The sequence below is a fragment of the Peribacillus loiseleuriae genome (genome assembly GCF_001183985.1).
GTDB classification, from domain to species: Bacteria; Bacillota; Bacilli; order Bacillales; family DSM-1321; genus Peribacillus; species Peribacillus loiseleuriae.
Genome location: NZ_LFZW01000001.1, coordinates 2,950,361 through 2,965,479, shown reverse-complemented (window position 1 = coordinate 2,965,479; position 15,119 = coordinate 2,950,361). Strand labels below are relative to the sequence as shown.

Here is a 15,119-nt window from a genome sequence, read left to right as displayed (position 1 = left end):
GAGGAGGCAATTTGCCATTTTGAAAACAAGGAATCCGATCACAGTTAGTGAAGCAATCTCAAGAATTATGAAACAGGTTGGTAAAATTTCAAGTGAAACGATCTCACTCAATGAATCTTGTGGGCGTATTTTAGCAGAACCTGTATTGGCGAACCATGATGTTCCACCGTTTCATCGTTCTATCTATGATGGCTTTGCGGTTCGTGCTATTGATACAACAGAAGCTTCCAGTCATTCACCAGCTGCTTTTACAGTAATTGATCGTATTGGTGCAGGCGATGTATCATCTGTATCGCTTGAAGAAAATAAAGCTGTCCGGATCATGACAGGTGCAAAGCTACCAAAAGAGGCAAATGCAGTGATTATGTTGGAGCAAACAGTAAGTAGTGAACATTCATTTGTGATTCATAAGCCATTTACTCCATTTGAAAATGTGTCGCTACAAGGCGAAGATGCCAAAAAAGGCGATGTCATCATTGAAAAAGGATCCATGATTACCCCGGGCGTGATTGCGGTTCTGGCGACATTTGGTTATACGCATGTGAAAGTAGCAAGGAGACCAGTTGTCGGGGTGCTTGCTACTGGTTCTGAATTACTAGATGTTTCCACACCGCTTGAACCGGGTAAAATCCGTAATTCTAACGGTCCAATGATTTTGGCCCAGCTAAAGCGGCTTGGTGTGCAGCCCAAATGGCTAGGTGTACGGGCTGATGATGTAGAAGCTTGCTATTTGACAGTAAAGCAAGCGGCTGAAGTTTGTGATGCAGTGATTACAACAGGAGGAGTTTCAGTGGGTGATTTTGATTACCTACCTGCTGTTTATGAAAAAATGGAGGCGGAAGTTCTATTTAATAAGGTAAAAATGCGTCCCGGTAGTGTGACAACCGTTGCGCATACAGATCAGACTTTATTGTTTGGCCTATCCGGAAATCCAAGCTCCTGCTTTGTCGGTTTTGAATTGTTTGCCAGACCAGCACTATTAGCAATGATGGGATCAACTAAACCATATTTGCATTACGCTAAAGCAGTTATAAAGGAAGATGCTACATTCAACTCGTTTACACAATTTATTCGAGCTGTTTATGAATCGAAACCTTCTGGCGCATTGATTGCCCCCGCTGGTTTTAATAAATCGAACTCTGTTACATCGATTGCACGCGGAAATGCATTCATCGTACTCCCAGGAGGAACTGACAGAATTAAGAGAGGAGAAGTTGTGGACGTCTTGTTGCTTGGGATGGATGAAGGCCATGAAAGCTGGGTCATACGTGAATAAGAGGCAGTTGGATTTTCAACATGGTTACCGCCAAAATTCTTATGACGGAGGGAAATATGGGTCCATTTGAAGTTACTAATGAAGTATTAAGCCCTACTCGATATTTACAATATGTCACACATCCAGAGGCTGGAGCCGTGACGTTGTTTGCGGGGATTGTCCGCGAATGGACAAATGGAAAGCGGACTGTTTATTTAGAATATGAAGCGTATGTTCCAATGGCCAAGAAAAAACTAGCGGAAATTGGATCTGACATTCAAACGAAATGGCCGGGAACACGGATTGCCATTGCCCATCGAATCGGTATATTGCAAATTTCAGAAACCGCGATTATCATAGCAGTTTCTTCGCCACATCGAAAAGTAGCTTATGAAGCAAACGAATATGCAATCGAACAAATTAAAAAAAATGTTCCCATTTGGAAAAAAGAAATTTGGGAAGATGGTGAAAAGTGGGTGGGCGGACAAACATATAAACCATCGGAGGGGGGAAGTGATGATTCATCTTTATTACTTTGCGCAAATGAAAGAATTGACGAAAAAAAAAGCAGAAACGATCAGTTGGACAGCTGGAACAGTCGCTGAGCTCATTAAATGGGCGAATGAAACGTATCCGGGATTTACAGACTTTTCATGGCATGTCGCAGTAAATGAAGAATATGTATTAGAAACAGAACCAATATATTCGGGCGATTCTGTTGCTTTTATCCCGCCGGTAAGTGGAGGATGAAATCACAAATAAATCTAAAAAAGGACTGATCATGATGACTGAACTACTTAGTGATCGCTTAAACAGACCTTTAAGAGATTTACGCATTTCTGTAACCGATCGCTGTAATTTTCGTTGCACCTATTGCATGCCGAAAGAAGTATATGGTGATGAATATGCGTTTTTGCCAAAAAGTGAATTATTGTCTTTGGAAGAAATGACAAGACTAGCTACTATTTTTGTTCAAATGGGTGTGAAGAAAATTCGGTTAACTGGTGGGGAACCATTGCTTAGAAATGATTTGCCAGAGTTTGTCAAGATGCTTAGAAAAATAGAGGGGCTAGAAGACATCGCCTTGACTACGAACGGATTGCTTTTAAAAAAATATGGAAAATCACTGTATGAGGTAGGACTGCGACGTTTAAATATTAGCCTTGATGCGTTGTCTAAAGAAACATTTAGCAAAATGAATGGTCGTGGTATCGATCCAAAGCTAATACTTGAGAACATTGACTATGCCAAAAATCTCGGCTTTTCAGTGAAAGTTAATATGGTCGTCCAAAAAGGAGTCAATGAACAAGAAATTATGCCGATGAGCGCTTATTTTAAAGAAAAGGAGATTACGCTTCGGTTTATTGAGTTCATGGACGTTGGCGAAGATAATAATTGGAGCTTTCAACAAGTGGTAACGAAAAAGGACATTCTCAGCAAATTATTAAGGCATTATCAATTGACTCCTGTAAAAGCCAATTATTACGGGGAAGTGGCCGGTCGCTATTGCTATGAAAATAGTCATGTTGAAATCGGCTTTATTACGTCGGTATCTGAATCGTTTTGCTCATCTTGTACGAGAGCGAGATTATCATCCGACGGGAAAATGTATACGTGTTTATTTGCATCAAACGGGTATGATCTAAAAGAACTCCTTCGGGGGAATGCGACAAATGAAGAACTGGCCAATGCGATTTGGCAAATATGGAATACGCGGAACGATCGCTATTCTGATGAACGAACGGAGCTAACTGCAAAAAGTCGAAAGAAAATCGGTATGTCTTATATTGGTGGCTGAATCCATTTATCATAAGATAAGGATGTATTTCATTGAAAAGAGGGAAGGCGAGATGTTAGAATTTAGCCATTTTAATGAGCAGGGTCGGGCAAGAATGGTCGATATTGGCGACAAACATGAAACAAATCGAACAGCCATTGCCCAATCTAGCCTTCTTTTATCAGAAGAAATATACAATAAAATGACGAGTGGTTCGATTGAAAAAGGGGACGTACTTGCCATTGCGCAAATTGCTGGAATTATGGCAGCGAAACAAACGAGCCATATGATCCCGATGTGCCATCCCATTGCCTTAACTAGCATTGACATTTTTTTTCAATGGGAGAGAACAGAGGATGCTAACCGATTAATTATAACCTGTTCAGTAAAAACGAGAGGAAGTACAGGCGTCGAGATGGAGGCGCTCACGGCTGTTTCCGTTTGTGCCTTAACGGTATATGATATGTGTAAAGCCATTGACAAAGGCATGATAATCGGACCAACATTTTTAGTGAAAAAGACTGGTGGCAAGAGTGGCAATTTTACCAGAATTGAATAAAGTGAAACTTCAATCAGTAGGGGGGTTTCTTCATCTCCTACTGATTGTTATCCCCGTTCTAGAGTCGCTAATACCTCCACTCTGCTTCGGTAAAGCGACTCTACGAACCCGATTGGTGATTGGTTCAACTAAAGCTTTGAAGACCACAAAGGTAAGTTTCACTGTATCTCACCAATCGCTTCTTCGATTCCTCTAAGCATTGAGGTGGGGAGGAAGCTGCCCGTTAATGCGGGATAAACAAAAAACGCTTGGCTAAAAAGGCTAAGCGTTTTTTGTCACAGAAGTGCCTGTCTATTTTAATAGTTGAAGGTGGAGGAACTTGAAAAATATGCGTCAAATCCAGAGTGTATGCGTCAAATTGTAACGGAATTGATACTTTGAATCTGCTTATTTAGTTATGGGTAACCTTGCCTTGGTATAGATGGATGTACTGTTATCGATGAATGGTTCTTGCATTACTCGCAAAATGGCGGTTTACTTTTTCATCTTTTGTTGAATTATAGATCATTTCTTTTGTTAATGATTTGTATCAGCCCAAGTAAAATAAAGGCCAAAGTAATGCTAAATAATACATAACTAAAGGCGAGTTTGGTGTTGCCAGATTCGACAGCAATATAAATCATGGTCGGAATCGTTTGCGTTTTGCCTGGAAGGTTGCCGGCAAACATGAGAGTTGCGCCGAATTCGCCGAGTGCACGGGTAAAACTAAGTACACCACCGGCTATAAGCGACTTGCTTGCTAAAGGAATTGAAATTTTCACTAAAACAGCCCAAGTAGACGCTCCATCTACTTTAGCAGCACCTTCGATATCTTTATCAACTGCTGTGAATCCCGCTTTGGCAGATTGAAACATCAGCGGAAAAGCAACGACACTAGCTGCTATCATTGCCGCCAAGGGAGTGAAAAGGATGGTGCTTCCTGTAAAGGCTTCAATCAGTTGACCAATTGGGGATTTTGCACCAAACATCAAAATTAATAAAAATCCGATCACAGAAGGAGGCAATACGAGTGGTAGCATAAGAACTGTTTCAAGAAGGATTTTTCCTTTAAATGATTGTACAGAAAATACCTTCCCTAATATGACACCAGTAATAAAAGCGGCCAATGCCGCTGCAAAAGCAACGACTAAGGATAATTGAATCGGAAAAAAGTAATCTTGGTTCATGTTTCCACCTTCAGTTTCTATCCTTTATTTCGAGGTAATAGGGATAAATCCGTTTTCAACAAAAATCTTCTGAATGGCTGAATTATGCAGAAAGTCGATAAATAATGACGCTTCCTTTGAATTGCTCCTGTTCGCAACAACGCCTCCGTAATACTGAATCTCTGAATGAAGGGAAGGATCAATTTTTTCAATGATGTTCAATTTAACAGAACTTGCAGCATCAGATTGGTAAACAATGCCACCGCTTACGTTTTGTTGCTCCACAAGAGTTAATACTTGACGGACATCTTTAGCTAACACTAATTTATCTTGTATCTCTTCCCATTTCCCTATTTTTTGTAAAGTTTCTTTTGCATAGGCGCCTGCGGGAACAGTTTCAGGGATGCCGATTGCGATTTTATCTCCTTTTTCTATCAAATCGTTGAAAGAAGCATACTTTTTATTTGTTGGAGCAATCACGACAAGGGCGTTCTTTGTAAAAGGCCCGCCCATCTCTGGAATTAGCATGTTTTCTTCTTCGAGTGCTTGATAATTTTGTTCCGCAGCAGAAAGGAATACATCAACTGGAGCGCCCTGCTCAATTTGCTTTTGCAACATGCCTGATCCCCCATAGTTAAACGTTAGAGAGATATTTGGGTGTTCTTTTTCAAATTGTGCTTGGATGGCATCCATACTATCTTTTAAGCTGGCCGCTGCCGAAATGGTCAGTTCAACTTTCTCTTGTTTCTCCTTACATCCACTGATAAAAAGTAGAAGGATGATAGAGAACATCAAGACTGGTTTAAAGAAAATTTTCATCATTTTTGCCCCATTTCAGTTATAAATTTTTTCTGATTTCTGAAATCACATGACCAAGTTCGGGGATAATTAATTTTTCCATGGCTAGTTTAACGGCTCCTACTGACCCAGGTGTACAATAAACAGCTGTATCGTTATAAACTCCAGCAATCGCCCGAGATAGGATCGCCGCTGAGCCGATATCTTCCGTATAGCTCAGCATTCGAAAAATCTCACCAAAGCCGACCATTTCTTTATGTAATAATGGCTGGATGCTTTCAATCGTCACATCTCTTTTGGCAAGGCCCGTTCCACCGTTTAGTAAAATGGCATCGATCTTAGGGTCTATACATCCGGAATGAAACGCCTGCACGATGTCTGTTTTTTCATCTGTAACAAGTTCATAGGCTGTGACAATATGCCCGTTTTTCAGTAGTAACTCTTTCATTAACTGGCCACTGTAATCCGTGTCAGCGGTTCTTGAATCGCTAACTGTTATAATTTTGCAGTTGATAAACTTTTTTTTTGATCATGTAACATAAGACAGCCCCCTTTCCACCTAGTTGTTATATATGCGAAGTAACAAAATTGATGCATATCATATTTGTTAGAACGAAAATTGCTGTCCTGTTCATGTTTCTTTGTGTTTGTTTTATAGATAGGCTATGTTAAACAATATTGTTGTTAAAAATCAACAGCGTTATATAACACAGCCTATAGATAAAGTAGAGCGTCATTGACCCTGGACATGATCTAGCCTTACAGGAAATCATAAACGACTAAGTTTATTGGTACTCTAAACATAAAAAGAGGTTCACGAAGTGCTCAAGCTAGCTTACAGTTGACTTTCAGATTTATACGTTTCAAAAAATAAAAATCAACAAAAGGGGAACCCTAAATACAGATTATCTACTTTGATAAAAATGGGGTCAGATTGCACATGACACATAACATGCAATTGGAAAATAAAACACTGCTTATTTTGAAAATGGCTCTTGCATCTGCGCTGTCTTGGGAGATTGCTAAATTTATGGGGTCTCATCATCCTTATTTAGCGCCCATCACCGTCATTCTTTGTTTACAAACTACAATTAATCGCTCTATTCGCTTTTCCTTTCACCGAATAGTCGGAACAATGATTGGCATTTCAGTCACTGTTCTCATAGCCCCACATTTACAAGTAAATGGTTGGACGATTGGAACACTGATTCTTATTGGCTGTTTTGTCGCTACATGGTTAAAAAGGGATGCAACGACGATCCATCAAGTTGCGCTAACGGTATTGCTCGTCTTTGATTTGGGTCATAAATCAGGTTATTATCCAATAGACCGTTTCCGTGATACATTGATTGGCGCATTTGTTGCTGTTATTGTACATATGTTCATATACCCACCGAATTTTACCAATCAAGCTTCGAAAAGCATCCATCATTTCGCTACTCATTTAACAACAACCTTTAGTAGAGTATCTGATTGGGCTGAGTCTGGTCTGGAAAAACAAGCAGGGTACACCTTGCAAACAGAAACAAAACAATTGCTTAAAGAGCTTCACCAAGCTAACTCTCTTATTCAAGATGCATCTGAAAGCCTTCAATACAATCCTTTTACAAAAAAAAGCAAGAAAAATCTGCAAAATTATCAACAACGGATGGATTACTTAACACAAGGCTATGCTTATCTTTCAAATATTGTTGGAACACTCATCGCTTGGTCTGAATCAGGAACGATAACACCTGATCAACAATCTATTTGGGCTGCTCAAGTCAAAGCATTGGCCCCATTTTTTCACGCAAAAGAAAACCCGGTAGTTCTTTACCCACCGAGTGAAACGTTAAAAGTTATGATTTCAAGTAATCTTGAACAACAGCGGTTTCATGTTTCTTTATATCATGAAACAAAAAGCTTGTTGAAAAAACTAGATCAGTTGTCAAAAAACGAAGGCTAGCTCGGTGGAAGGACGCGATATGGCCTCATCATTTCATAATCTTCATGTTCAAGCATATGACAATGCCACACATATTGACCTGTATAAGGGAAAAACGGAATGATAATTCGGGTAATAAAACCAGGAGGACAGCGAATCGTATCCTTCCAGCCTCGTTCCCCAGCATGCGGTGGAATAGGGCGATCTGTGTATTTGATTTGCTTTGTTTTTTTATAAAAATCCACATCGAAAGAACATCGGTCAAGAAGTTGAAATTGAACAAGGTGGATGTGGATGGGATGATCATCATTATCTGTATTCACGAAATTCCAAATCTCAGTTGTACCAACATGTGGCTGTTCAGTAATCGGATCATCCCATTTTTTCTGATCAAGAAGAAATAAGGGTCTCCCATACCAGTCCTTCTCCTCGCTTAATTGTAGGTATCGATTATTTCTTGCTGTATGTTCAGGTAGCCATTGAATAGGCCCCATAAAGTCTGGTATAACGCTTGTATCGATAGTGGAGAGTGGCATTGTCACTCGAAATTGCATCACAATCCCCGTTGTATCCGGATCAACAGGATCCCCAATCGGAAAATGAGTCGGAGCATCATTCTTTAGCGTGATCTTTTTACCGCCAAGATTAGAAAAATCAATAATCACATCTAACCGCTCTGCGGGTGCAAGCAACAATGATTTGACCCCAATCGGTTTCTCAAGAAAGCCACTATCTGTGCCAATTTGGTAAAATAACTGATCCGAATCTAATGTTAAGCGGAAGAAACGCGCGTTCGCTGCATTTAATAAACGAAAGCGATACTTACGTGGTGCGACGTCAAGATATGGCCAGACTTTCCCATTTACAACAATTGTATCACCAAAAAAAGAAGGGACTATTGAAGGGAATATACCGGAAACATTGTCTTTAGGCTGCACTGGATAGGCTAAGGAGCCATCCTCCCTAAATGAACGATCTTGAAGTAATAAAGGAATTTCATATTCGCCGCTTGGCAGATTTAACGATTGTTCGCGCCAATCCCGGAGTAGATAAAATCCTGCTAAACCAGCATAAATATTTAATCGCGTTAGTCCAATTGCATGATCATGATACCAAAGTGCACGGGAACTTTGCTGATTATCATATTCATACACACTTTTTTGAAAAAATGATCCGAATTTGCCGAATCCTTTTGAGAACCATGCATCCGGATAACCGTCACTTTCTGGCTCTGTTCGACCGCCATGAAGGTGGACAACGGTTCTTACATCAGGTATTTCCTTTTCCGCTCCGTGTACGGTGTGATCAATTGGAAACAGATGGTGTTCTGGCAAATCATTCATCCACTTAATAAAAACTTTTTCGCCTTGAACGACTTCAATTGTAGGCCCAGGATAAATGCCTTCATAGCCCCAAATAGTTGTCTCCGGTATGTCATGATGTAAAGCTTGCTTCGCTTCTTTCATGGTCACTTCGTAATACGTATATTCTCCTGAACGCAAAGTCGGCTTTAAGAGTGGAGGAATAGGCAGTGCATCTACAAATTTTCTTAATTTCATAATTTTCCCGCCCCTTACAAGGTTTTCTTCTATGAAGGACATGGAGACGGAGCTTCGCGGCTTACTCATAAGCCCCTTACTTAGCAGGTATACTCATTTTATCGAGAAAGCATCCAAAATTTTAGCTCCGCACCGCCACCATTATGATTAGGCGAATGTAGTGTGCTTAATGTTGTATCCTTCATAGTACCTGGTGGCGTTTTAACACCATTCAGGTTTTCTATGTATATGACCCTGTTAAGAAAAAAACTATCGATTCTAGGAAAGGGGTGTCTATGAATATACATAAATTAGAATCTATATATGACGGACATGGGGACGGGGCTTCGCGGCTTACTCATATAGCCAATCTACTTAGCTAGTATCCTTATATGAATGAGTAAGCATCTGAAATTCCGGCTCCGCACCGCCACCATTGTGATGAGGCGAGTGTGGCGTGCTTAATGATCAACCCTTCATCGTAACTGATGACGTTTTAAGGCCATTTAGGTTTGTATGACGGACATGGGGGGATTACATGGAAGATATTTACCGAATATTAGACATGATGAATGATTCGAGGAAAAAAGTATTAGCGACTATTATTCGAGTTACAGGCTCGGCCTATAAAAAAGAAGGTTCACAGATGCTTTTTTTTGAAGATGGAACACAAATAGGCATGTTAAGTGCTGGTTGTTTAGAAATGGATTTGGCGATCCAAGCGCAACAGGTATTGAAAAATCAAATGGCGATTTCGCTTCAATATGATATGAGCGAGGAAACTGACTTAGCTTGGGGGCAAGGGGCAGGATGTAACGGAATCATTGATATTTTGCTGGAGCCAGTGAGTGAAATATATCAAAGAGATCTTAATGTAGTTAAGAAATTGCTTGCTACTGATAAAACAATCGCCATGTTGAAAAAATATCCTGAATCAGAGGAGTATATGTTTATCCCAAATGATGGTGAACCATTCGGACGGTGGTCTGGGCAAATTCCTCGTATAATTTTTGATTTGAAAAGCGGGGTTATCGCTGAACAACCAATTTTCCTTCATATTTATCAGCCAAAACCACGACTAATTGTGTTCGGTGCAGGGCCTGATGCTCAGCCACTTGTCGCACTTGCAGCAGAAACAGGTTTTTCTGTAACTGTGTGTGATTGGCGGGAAGAGTTCTGTCAGAAGAAGAATTTTCCACAAGCGGCTCGACTTTTGGTTGATTTTCCAACGAAACTTATGGAAGAAATCTCAATTTCCGCCGATGATTTTGTTGTCATCATGTCACATCATTTTCAAAGGGATCAACAAATTCTTTTATCATTAATCGATAAAAAGTTAAGATACTTAGGTGTTTTAGGGCCAAAAGAAAGGACAACACGGCTTCTTCAATGTGATAACGTTCCAGAGTGGATTCATTCACCAATAGGGATGCCAATTGGCGCTAAAGGACCTATTGAAATTGCCGTTAGTGTAGTTGCTGAAATGATTGAAGTGTGGCGAAAGCCTGTTTGTGAAAGAGTGGAATATCTATGAATCATTCTGGACTAGTGGGGATTTATCTTGCAGCAGGAAAAAGTAGTAGAATGGGCAGATCTAAACTTAATTTACCAGTTGAACATCAATGGTTGGGAAGTATGGCTTTTAGGGCGGCACTGGAATCAAAGCTTGATGTCAACATCGCTGTTACTCGAAAGGGAGATTCGCTCCAGTGGTTGGCCCCATTTTCGAAAAATAAAAGTTGGCGTTATTTAGAATGTTTAGTAGCTGATCGTGGTCAAAGCGCTTCACTTCAAGCAGGTGTGCGCGTGGCCGATGAAATGGGGGCGGCCGGTGTGATTGTTTTGCTTGCAGATCAACCATTTGTGACGAGTAAGATGATTAATCAATTAGTTGATAAATTTGAATCATCACACATTGTTTCTTATATAGCTTGTTCGCATGAAGGCATGTTAAAACCACCAGTACTATTTACAAGGAGTCTATTTCCATTGTTAATGGAATTAACTGGTGATCAAGGGGCGCGGGCTATTATCCGTGGTGAAATAAAAGAACAAGGTAAACAAATTGAAGTCGCAAATGATATTCATTTTTTAGATATTGATACAGAGGAAGAATACCAGTCTTTATTGAAGCGACTGAGATAGAAAGATATTAAATATCTAACAGGTGGTATTTAGTATGAGCTAAGAGCGATTCAAATGTTTTGGTCGGCGAATCCAACTAATTACTATAAATGGATAAGGAGGGGGGGAATTGGATGTGATCGGTAAAAGCATCGTTCGAAAAGAAGCACAAGATAAAGTGACAGGGAGAGCGAAATACACACATGACTATCACTCAGGAGCGATGCTTTCAGGGAAAATCGTGATTAGCCCGTATGGTCATGCGAAAATTATGAAAATTGATACGACTGAGGCGAGGAAAATGTCTGGCGTTCGAGCGATCCTCGCTGGCGAGCATTTTCCGCTTACTGGCGAAGATATTCGTGACAGACCACCTCTTGCTGTCGATAAGGTGCGCTACCATGGAGAAGCAGTTGCCCTTGTTGTTGCTGATACTCCGGCTCAGGCAAAAAAAGCTGCTGACCGGATTAAAATCCAATATGAATTGTTACCAGTTGTTCATTCACCGACACAAGCCTTTCAAAAAGATGCACCATTAGTACACGAACGATTAGGTGAATATACAAAAGAAAATGCCACCCCGGTTCCAGGAACAAATATTGCAACACATATTAAAATCCGTAAAGGCAATATGGAAAAAGGCTGGGCTGAAAGTGTAACAACTGTCGAAGCTGACTTTTCATTTGCTCCATCCGATCATGCGGCGATGGAGACTCGATGTTCAACTGCAGAGATTTTACCTGATGGAACGATTAAAATCATGACATCGTCACAAGCCCCTTTTATGGTCAAACAACTAATCGCAAGTTATTTCAATGAAGATATCGGGAAAATAATCGTAGAAACGCCGCTTGTAGGTGGTGCATTTGGAGGCAAGGCATCCGTACAGCTCGAAATTCTTGCTTATTTAGGCTCGAAGGCAGTTGGTGGGTTGCCAGTGAAAATACTAAATACACGAGAAGAAGATATATTAACATCCCCATGTCATATCGGTTTGGATGCAAAAATAAAATTCGGTGCTGACCGCCAAGGCAAAATCAAAATAGCTAATATCCGTTATTTGTGGGATGGTGGAGCCTATTCCGATAAAGCAATTGACCTAACAAGAGCAGGAGCGGTTGATTGCACAGGTCCTTACAATATTGAAAACTTATGGTGTGATTCGTACTGTATGTATACAAATCATCCTTATGCTTCCCCTTTCCGAGGCTTTAGTCATTCAGAACTCTCATTTGCTATCGAAAGAACAATGGATTTATTAGCAGAAAAATTACAGATTGATCCATTAGAATTACGTTTGCGAAATGCCATTAAGCAAGGAGATACAACGCCAACGAGGGTGCTTTTGAATAAAAGCAATGTGGGGAACTTGCAGAAATGTATAGAGAGATTAAGAGAATTAATCCGTTGGGATGAGGGACAAATGGAGGAAATAAATGATCGTTTTATAAGAGTAAAAGGCATAAGTTGTAGCTGGAAAACATCAACAATTGAACCGAATGCCTCATCAGGTGTAATTTTAATATTTAATCGGGATGGAAGTATTAATGTTATGTCAGGTGTCGTTGAAATTGGTACGGGGACAAAAACCGTGCTTGCTCAGATTCTTGCAGAAAGACTACAGATGGATGTGGATAAAATTCATGTTAGGATGGAAGTCGATACCCAAACAACACCGGAACATTGGAAGACTGTCGCAAGTAGGGGCATATACATGGCGGGAAGAGCTCTACTCAAAGCTGCAGACGATGTCATCAATCAGCTGAAGGAGATGGCCTCAATTGTACTGAGGGCACCAAAAGAAGATCTTAAAGTGGCCGAAAGCCGGGTGTTTTTACGTGATAATCCTGCAATAGGTCTTGATTTTGCAGATATTTGCTATGGCTATCAATATCCAAACGGAAACTCAATCGGCGGCCAAATCATTGGTAAAGGAAATTTTATTTTACGACATCTTTCTTTTTTGGATCCAGAAACAGGCGCAGGGAAGCCTGGACCAGAATGGACGGTTGCAGCGTACGGGGTTGAGGTGGAGTTTGATCGACGTGATTATACATACCGATTAGTGAAGGCGGTGACGGTTGTTGATATTGGCACTGTGTTAAATAAAAAAGCGGCTTTGGGTCAGGTGATGGGTGCAATGAGTATGGGATTGGCGTTTGCAGGACGAGAAACGTTTTATTTTGATAAGTATGGACGGGTTTTAAATCCACAGTTACGCACCTACCGGCCGCTCCGTTATGGTGAAAATCCTGAATATTTAGTGGATTTCGTGCTGACCCCTGATCTTGAAGCACCATATGGGGCACGTGGTGTTGGCGAGCACGGGGTACTTGGAATGCCTGCTGCACTTGGAAATGCCCTGTCTGTCGCTAGTGGCGTTTCGCTTCATCGTCTACCTCTTATTCCAGAATTAATTTGGAAAACAAAGGGGGGATCAGGTAATGCTACCGTTTGATTTTGATTATTATAAGCCAACAAAATTAAATGAAGCGGTAGCACTCTATCAATCATTGGATAAAAAAGAAAAAAAACCGATGTTTATTTCGGGAGGAACGGAATTAATTACGCTTGGAAGAATAAATCTTGCTTATACGGAAGCGGTGATTGATCTGAAAGAAATCACCGAATGCAAGGTCATGAAGTTTGAGGGAGATCACCTTGTTTATGGGAGTACTTTAACTCTTACAAAAATTGAAGAAACCAACCTGTTTCCGTTATTAACAAAAACAGCGAGTGAAGTGGCCGATCATACTTCCCGCGGAAAAATTACCCTTGGTGGCAATATCTGTGCGCAAATTTTTTATCGCGAGACTGTACTTCCGTTTTTACTAGCGGACAGCCAAGTGATGATTGTCGGCTCTGAAGGTATGAAAGTGGTACCAATCAATGATATTTTCAAAGAACAACTTCAATTGAAAAATGGCGAGTTCCTTGTTCAACTCGCAACAGATAAGAGGTTTATTGAAGCACCATATATCAGTATAAAACGGCGCCAGCAATGGGATACAGGCTATCCATTAATCACAGTCGCAGCTTTAAAAATGGGGGAAGAAGTGCGTGTTGCCTTGAGTGGTCTATGTCCGTTTCCGTTTCGGTCCAAAAAGCTGGAGGACTCGTTAAATAACCGGGAATGGCCGATTAATGATCGAGTTGACGCTGCTTTAGCAGAATTACCAAGACCGATCTTAAACGATGTGGAAGGCTCTTCAGATTACAGACTTTTTGTGTTGCGGAATTTATTACATGATGTTTTAGAGGGATTGGATGCTAGTTTTTGAGTTTACTGTTTTTACGAAGCCTCAACCCTTTTTGACAGAAATTCATCTGTTATGTCGATGAGTTTACTGCCTAGTAAAAGCGGTCGCCCAAGTAATCAATTGGTTGGGGAGAACCCCGCTAGCCTGTTTCTAATCGCTAACTCGTTTTATGAGAGGGGCAATAAGTATGAAAATGCAAATCATTGATTTACATGTAAACGGGACTCTTCGCACGGTGACAGTCAGGTTCGCAGATACGTTATTATATGCAATAAGAGGAAAGCTAGGTTTGACTGGGGCAAAACCGGGATGCTTGAATGGCGACTGTGGGGCATGTACGGTGAATGTTGACGGTTGGCCAATGAAATCGTGTTTGATGCTCGCGATCGAAGCCGTTGGGAAAAATGTAACGACCATAGAGGGTTTGAAAAACACATCTATTCAGCAGGCTTTTATTGAGAACTTTGCGTTTCAGTGTGGCTACTGTACGCCTGGTTTTATTATGAACTGTCATTCGCTCATCCTAAAGCATCCAGATGCTGATGATGAAACGATAAAAGAGTGGCTAGAATCAAATATTTGTCGCTGCACAGGCTATGCTGAAATCGAAAAGGCGGTTAAATCTGTTTTAGAGAAGAAATGAACAAAGATTGAACTTTGGAAGCATAATGTATCAAATGCACTATTTCGAAAATGGTAACTTGATGAAATGATCATAATAAAGAAAAGTCTCCGTAAG

The 15,119-nt window shown here is 40.6% G+C and carries 14 protein-coding genes and 1 pseudogene; 11 read left to right on the top strand and 4 right to left on the bottom strand.

Annotated features, from left to right (window positions below):
* Positions 1-16 precede the first annotated feature (16 nt).
* The 5 genes and pseudogenes from AC625_RS13785 to moaC all read left to right on the top strand — a co-directional run bounded on the left by AC625_RS13785 (position 17) and on the right by moaC (position 3,591).
* Positions 17-1,276 carry a molybdopterin molybdotransferase MoeA gene (locus AC625_RS13785; protein ID WP_049683740.1) on the top strand — a complete coding sequence of 420 codons (1,260 nt, stop codon included), beginning with the start codon at positions 17-19 and terminating at the stop codon, positions 1,274-1,276.
* Between the two features lie 56 nt (positions 1,277-1,332).
* Positions 1,333-1,764 (top strand): annotated as a pseudogene (locus tag AC625_RS13780) (molybdenum cofactor biosynthesis protein MoaE); the annotation flags it as partial.
* A 34-nt stretch (positions 1,765-1,798) separates the two neighbouring features.
* A complete protein-coding gene (locus AC625_RS13775) occupies positions 1,799-2,005 on the top strand; it encodes a MoaD/ThiS family protein (protein ID WP_245645102.1) in 207 nt (68 codons plus the stop codon).
* A gap of 31 nt (positions 2,006-2,036) precedes the next feature.
* Positions 2,037-3,053, top strand: a complete 1,017-nt coding sequence (moaA, locus tag AC625_RS13770; RefSeq protein ID WP_049681788.1) for a GTP 3',8-cyclase MoaA — start codon at positions 2,037-2,039, stop codon at positions 3,051-3,053.
* Between the two features lie 52 nt (positions 3,054-3,105).
* The gene (moaC, locus tag AC625_RS13765; protein ID WP_049681787.1) at positions 3,106-3,591 is read left to right on the top strand and encodes a cyclic pyranopterin monophosphate synthase MoaC; all 486 of its coding nucleotides are present in this window, start codon (positions 3,106-3,108) and stop codon (positions 3,589-3,591) included.
* A gap of 497 nt (positions 3,592-4,088) precedes the next feature.
* On the opposite strand, the gene modB is transcribed toward moaC, so the two are convergent.
* From modB to AC625_RS13750, 3 genes are read right to left on the bottom strand one after another with little or no spacing between them, the layout of a single operon-like run.
* Positions 4,089-4,757 carry a molybdate ABC transporter permease subunit gene (modB, locus tag AC625_RS13760; protein WP_049681786.1) on the bottom strand — a complete coding sequence of 223 codons (669 nt, stop codon included), beginning with the start codon at positions 4,755-4,757 and terminating at the stop codon, positions 4,089-4,091.
* Between the two features lie 24 nt (positions 4,758-4,781).
* Positions 4,782-5,558: a molybdate ABC transporter substrate-binding protein gene (modA, locus tag AC625_RS13755; RefSeq protein WP_245645007.1), complete on the bottom strand. Its 777-nt coding sequence runs from the start codon at positions 5,556-5,558 to the stop codon at positions 4,782-4,784.
* Between the two features lie 16 nt (positions 5,559-5,574).
* Positions 5,575-6,048, bottom strand: a complete 474-nt coding sequence (locus AC625_RS13750; RefSeq protein WP_049681785.1) for a MogA/MoaB family molybdenum cofactor biosynthesis protein — start codon at positions 6,046-6,048, stop codon at positions 5,575-5,577.
* Positions 6,049-6,474: 426 nt separating this feature from the next.
* Here AC625_RS13750 and AC625_RS13745 point away from each other — a divergent pair, with 426 nt between their 5' ends.
* Positions 6,475-7,479, top strand: a complete 1,005-nt coding sequence (locus tag AC625_RS13745) for an FUSC family protein (RefSeq protein WP_049681784.1) — start codon at positions 6,475-6,477, stop codon at positions 7,477-7,479.
* On the opposite strand, the gene AC625_RS13740 is transcribed toward AC625_RS13745, so the two are convergent.
* Positions 7,476-9,017 (bottom strand): multicopper oxidase family protein, encoded by a 1,542-nt coding sequence (locus AC625_RS13740; RefSeq protein WP_049681783.1) that lies wholly within the window; start codon positions 9,015-9,017, stop codon positions 7,476-7,478. The genes AC625_RS13745 and AC625_RS13740 overlap by 4 nt on opposite strands.
* Before the next feature lie 517 nt (positions 9,018-9,534).
* Here AC625_RS13740 and AC625_RS13735 point away from each other — a divergent pair.
* The 5 genes from AC625_RS13735 to AC625_RS13715 all read left to right on the top strand — a co-directional run bounded on the left by AC625_RS13735 (position 9,535) and on the right by AC625_RS13715 (position 15,023).
* Positions 9,535-10,530: an XdhC family protein gene (locus AC625_RS13735; protein ID WP_049681782.1), complete on the top strand. Its 996-nt coding sequence runs from the start codon at positions 9,535-9,537 to the stop codon at positions 10,528-10,530.
* Entirely contained in the window at positions 10,527-11,141 is a 615-nt protein-coding gene (locus tag AC625_RS13730; RefSeq protein WP_049681781.1) for a nucleotidyltransferase family protein, read from the top strand. Before AC625_RS13735 ends, AC625_RS13730 begins: the two co-directional genes overlap by 4 nt.
* 109 nt (positions 11,142-11,250) lie before the next feature.
* Positions 11,251-13,578 carry a xanthine dehydrogenase family protein molybdopterin-binding subunit gene (locus AC625_RS13725; protein WP_049681780.1) on the top strand — a complete coding sequence of 776 codons (2,328 nt, stop codon included), beginning with the start codon at positions 11,251-11,253 and terminating at the stop codon, positions 13,576-13,578.
* Positions 13,565-14,401 (top strand): FAD binding domain-containing protein, encoded by an 837-nt coding sequence (locus AC625_RS13720; RefSeq protein ID WP_049681779.1) that lies wholly within the window; start codon positions 13,565-13,567, stop codon positions 14,399-14,401. The genes AC625_RS13725 and AC625_RS13720 overlap by 14 nt, the downstream gene beginning before the upstream one ends.
* 166 nt (positions 14,402-14,567) lie before the next feature.
* Positions 14,568-15,023 (top strand): (2Fe-2S)-binding protein, encoded by a 456-nt coding sequence (locus AC625_RS13715; RefSeq protein ID WP_049681778.1) that lies wholly within the window; start codon positions 14,568-14,570, stop codon positions 15,021-15,023.
* Positions 15,024-15,119 lie beyond the last annotated feature (96 nt).

Bases quoted from the DNA above. Each gene is read 5' to 3' on its own strand.
- AC625_RS13775 (WP_245645102.1), top strand. From the start codon at position 1,799: ATGAAAGAATTGACGAAAAAAAAAGCAGAAACGATCAGTTGGACAGCT.
- moaA (WP_049681788.1), top strand. From the start codon at position 2,037: ATGATGACTGAACTACTTAGTGATCGCTTAAACAGACCTTTAAGAGAT.
- moaC (WP_049681787.1), top strand. From the start codon at position 3,106: ATGTTAGAATTTAGCCATTTTAATGAGCAGGGTCGGGCAAGAATGGTC.
- modB (WP_049681786.1), bottom strand. From the start codon at position 4,757: ATGAACCAAGATTACTTTTTTCCGATTCAATTATCCTTAGTCGTTGCT.
- modA (WP_245645007.1), bottom strand. From the start codon at position 5,558: ATGATGAAAATTTTCTTTAAACCAGTCTTGATGTTCTCTATCATCCTT.
- AC625_RS13745 (WP_049681784.1), top strand. From the start codon at position 6,475: ATGACACATAACATGCAATTGGAAAATAAAACACTGCTTATTTTGAAA.
- AC625_RS13740 (WP_049681783.1), bottom strand. From the start codon at position 9,017: ATGAAATTAAGAAAATTTGTAGATGCACTGCCTATTCCTCCACTCTTA.
- AC625_RS13735 (WP_049681782.1), top strand. From the start codon at position 9,535: ATGGAAGATATTTACCGAATATTAGACATGATGAATGATTCGAGGAAA.
- AC625_RS13730 (WP_049681781.1), top strand. From the start codon at position 10,527: ATGAATCATTCTGGACTAGTGGGGATTTATCTTGCAGCAGGAAAAAGT.
- AC625_RS13720 (WP_049681779.1), top strand. From the start codon at position 13,565: ATGCTACCGTTTGATTTTGATTATTATAAGCCAACAAAATTAAATGAA.
- AC625_RS13715 (WP_049681778.1), top strand. From the start codon at position 14,568: ATGAAAATGCAAATCATTGATTTACATGTAAACGGGACTCTTCGCACG.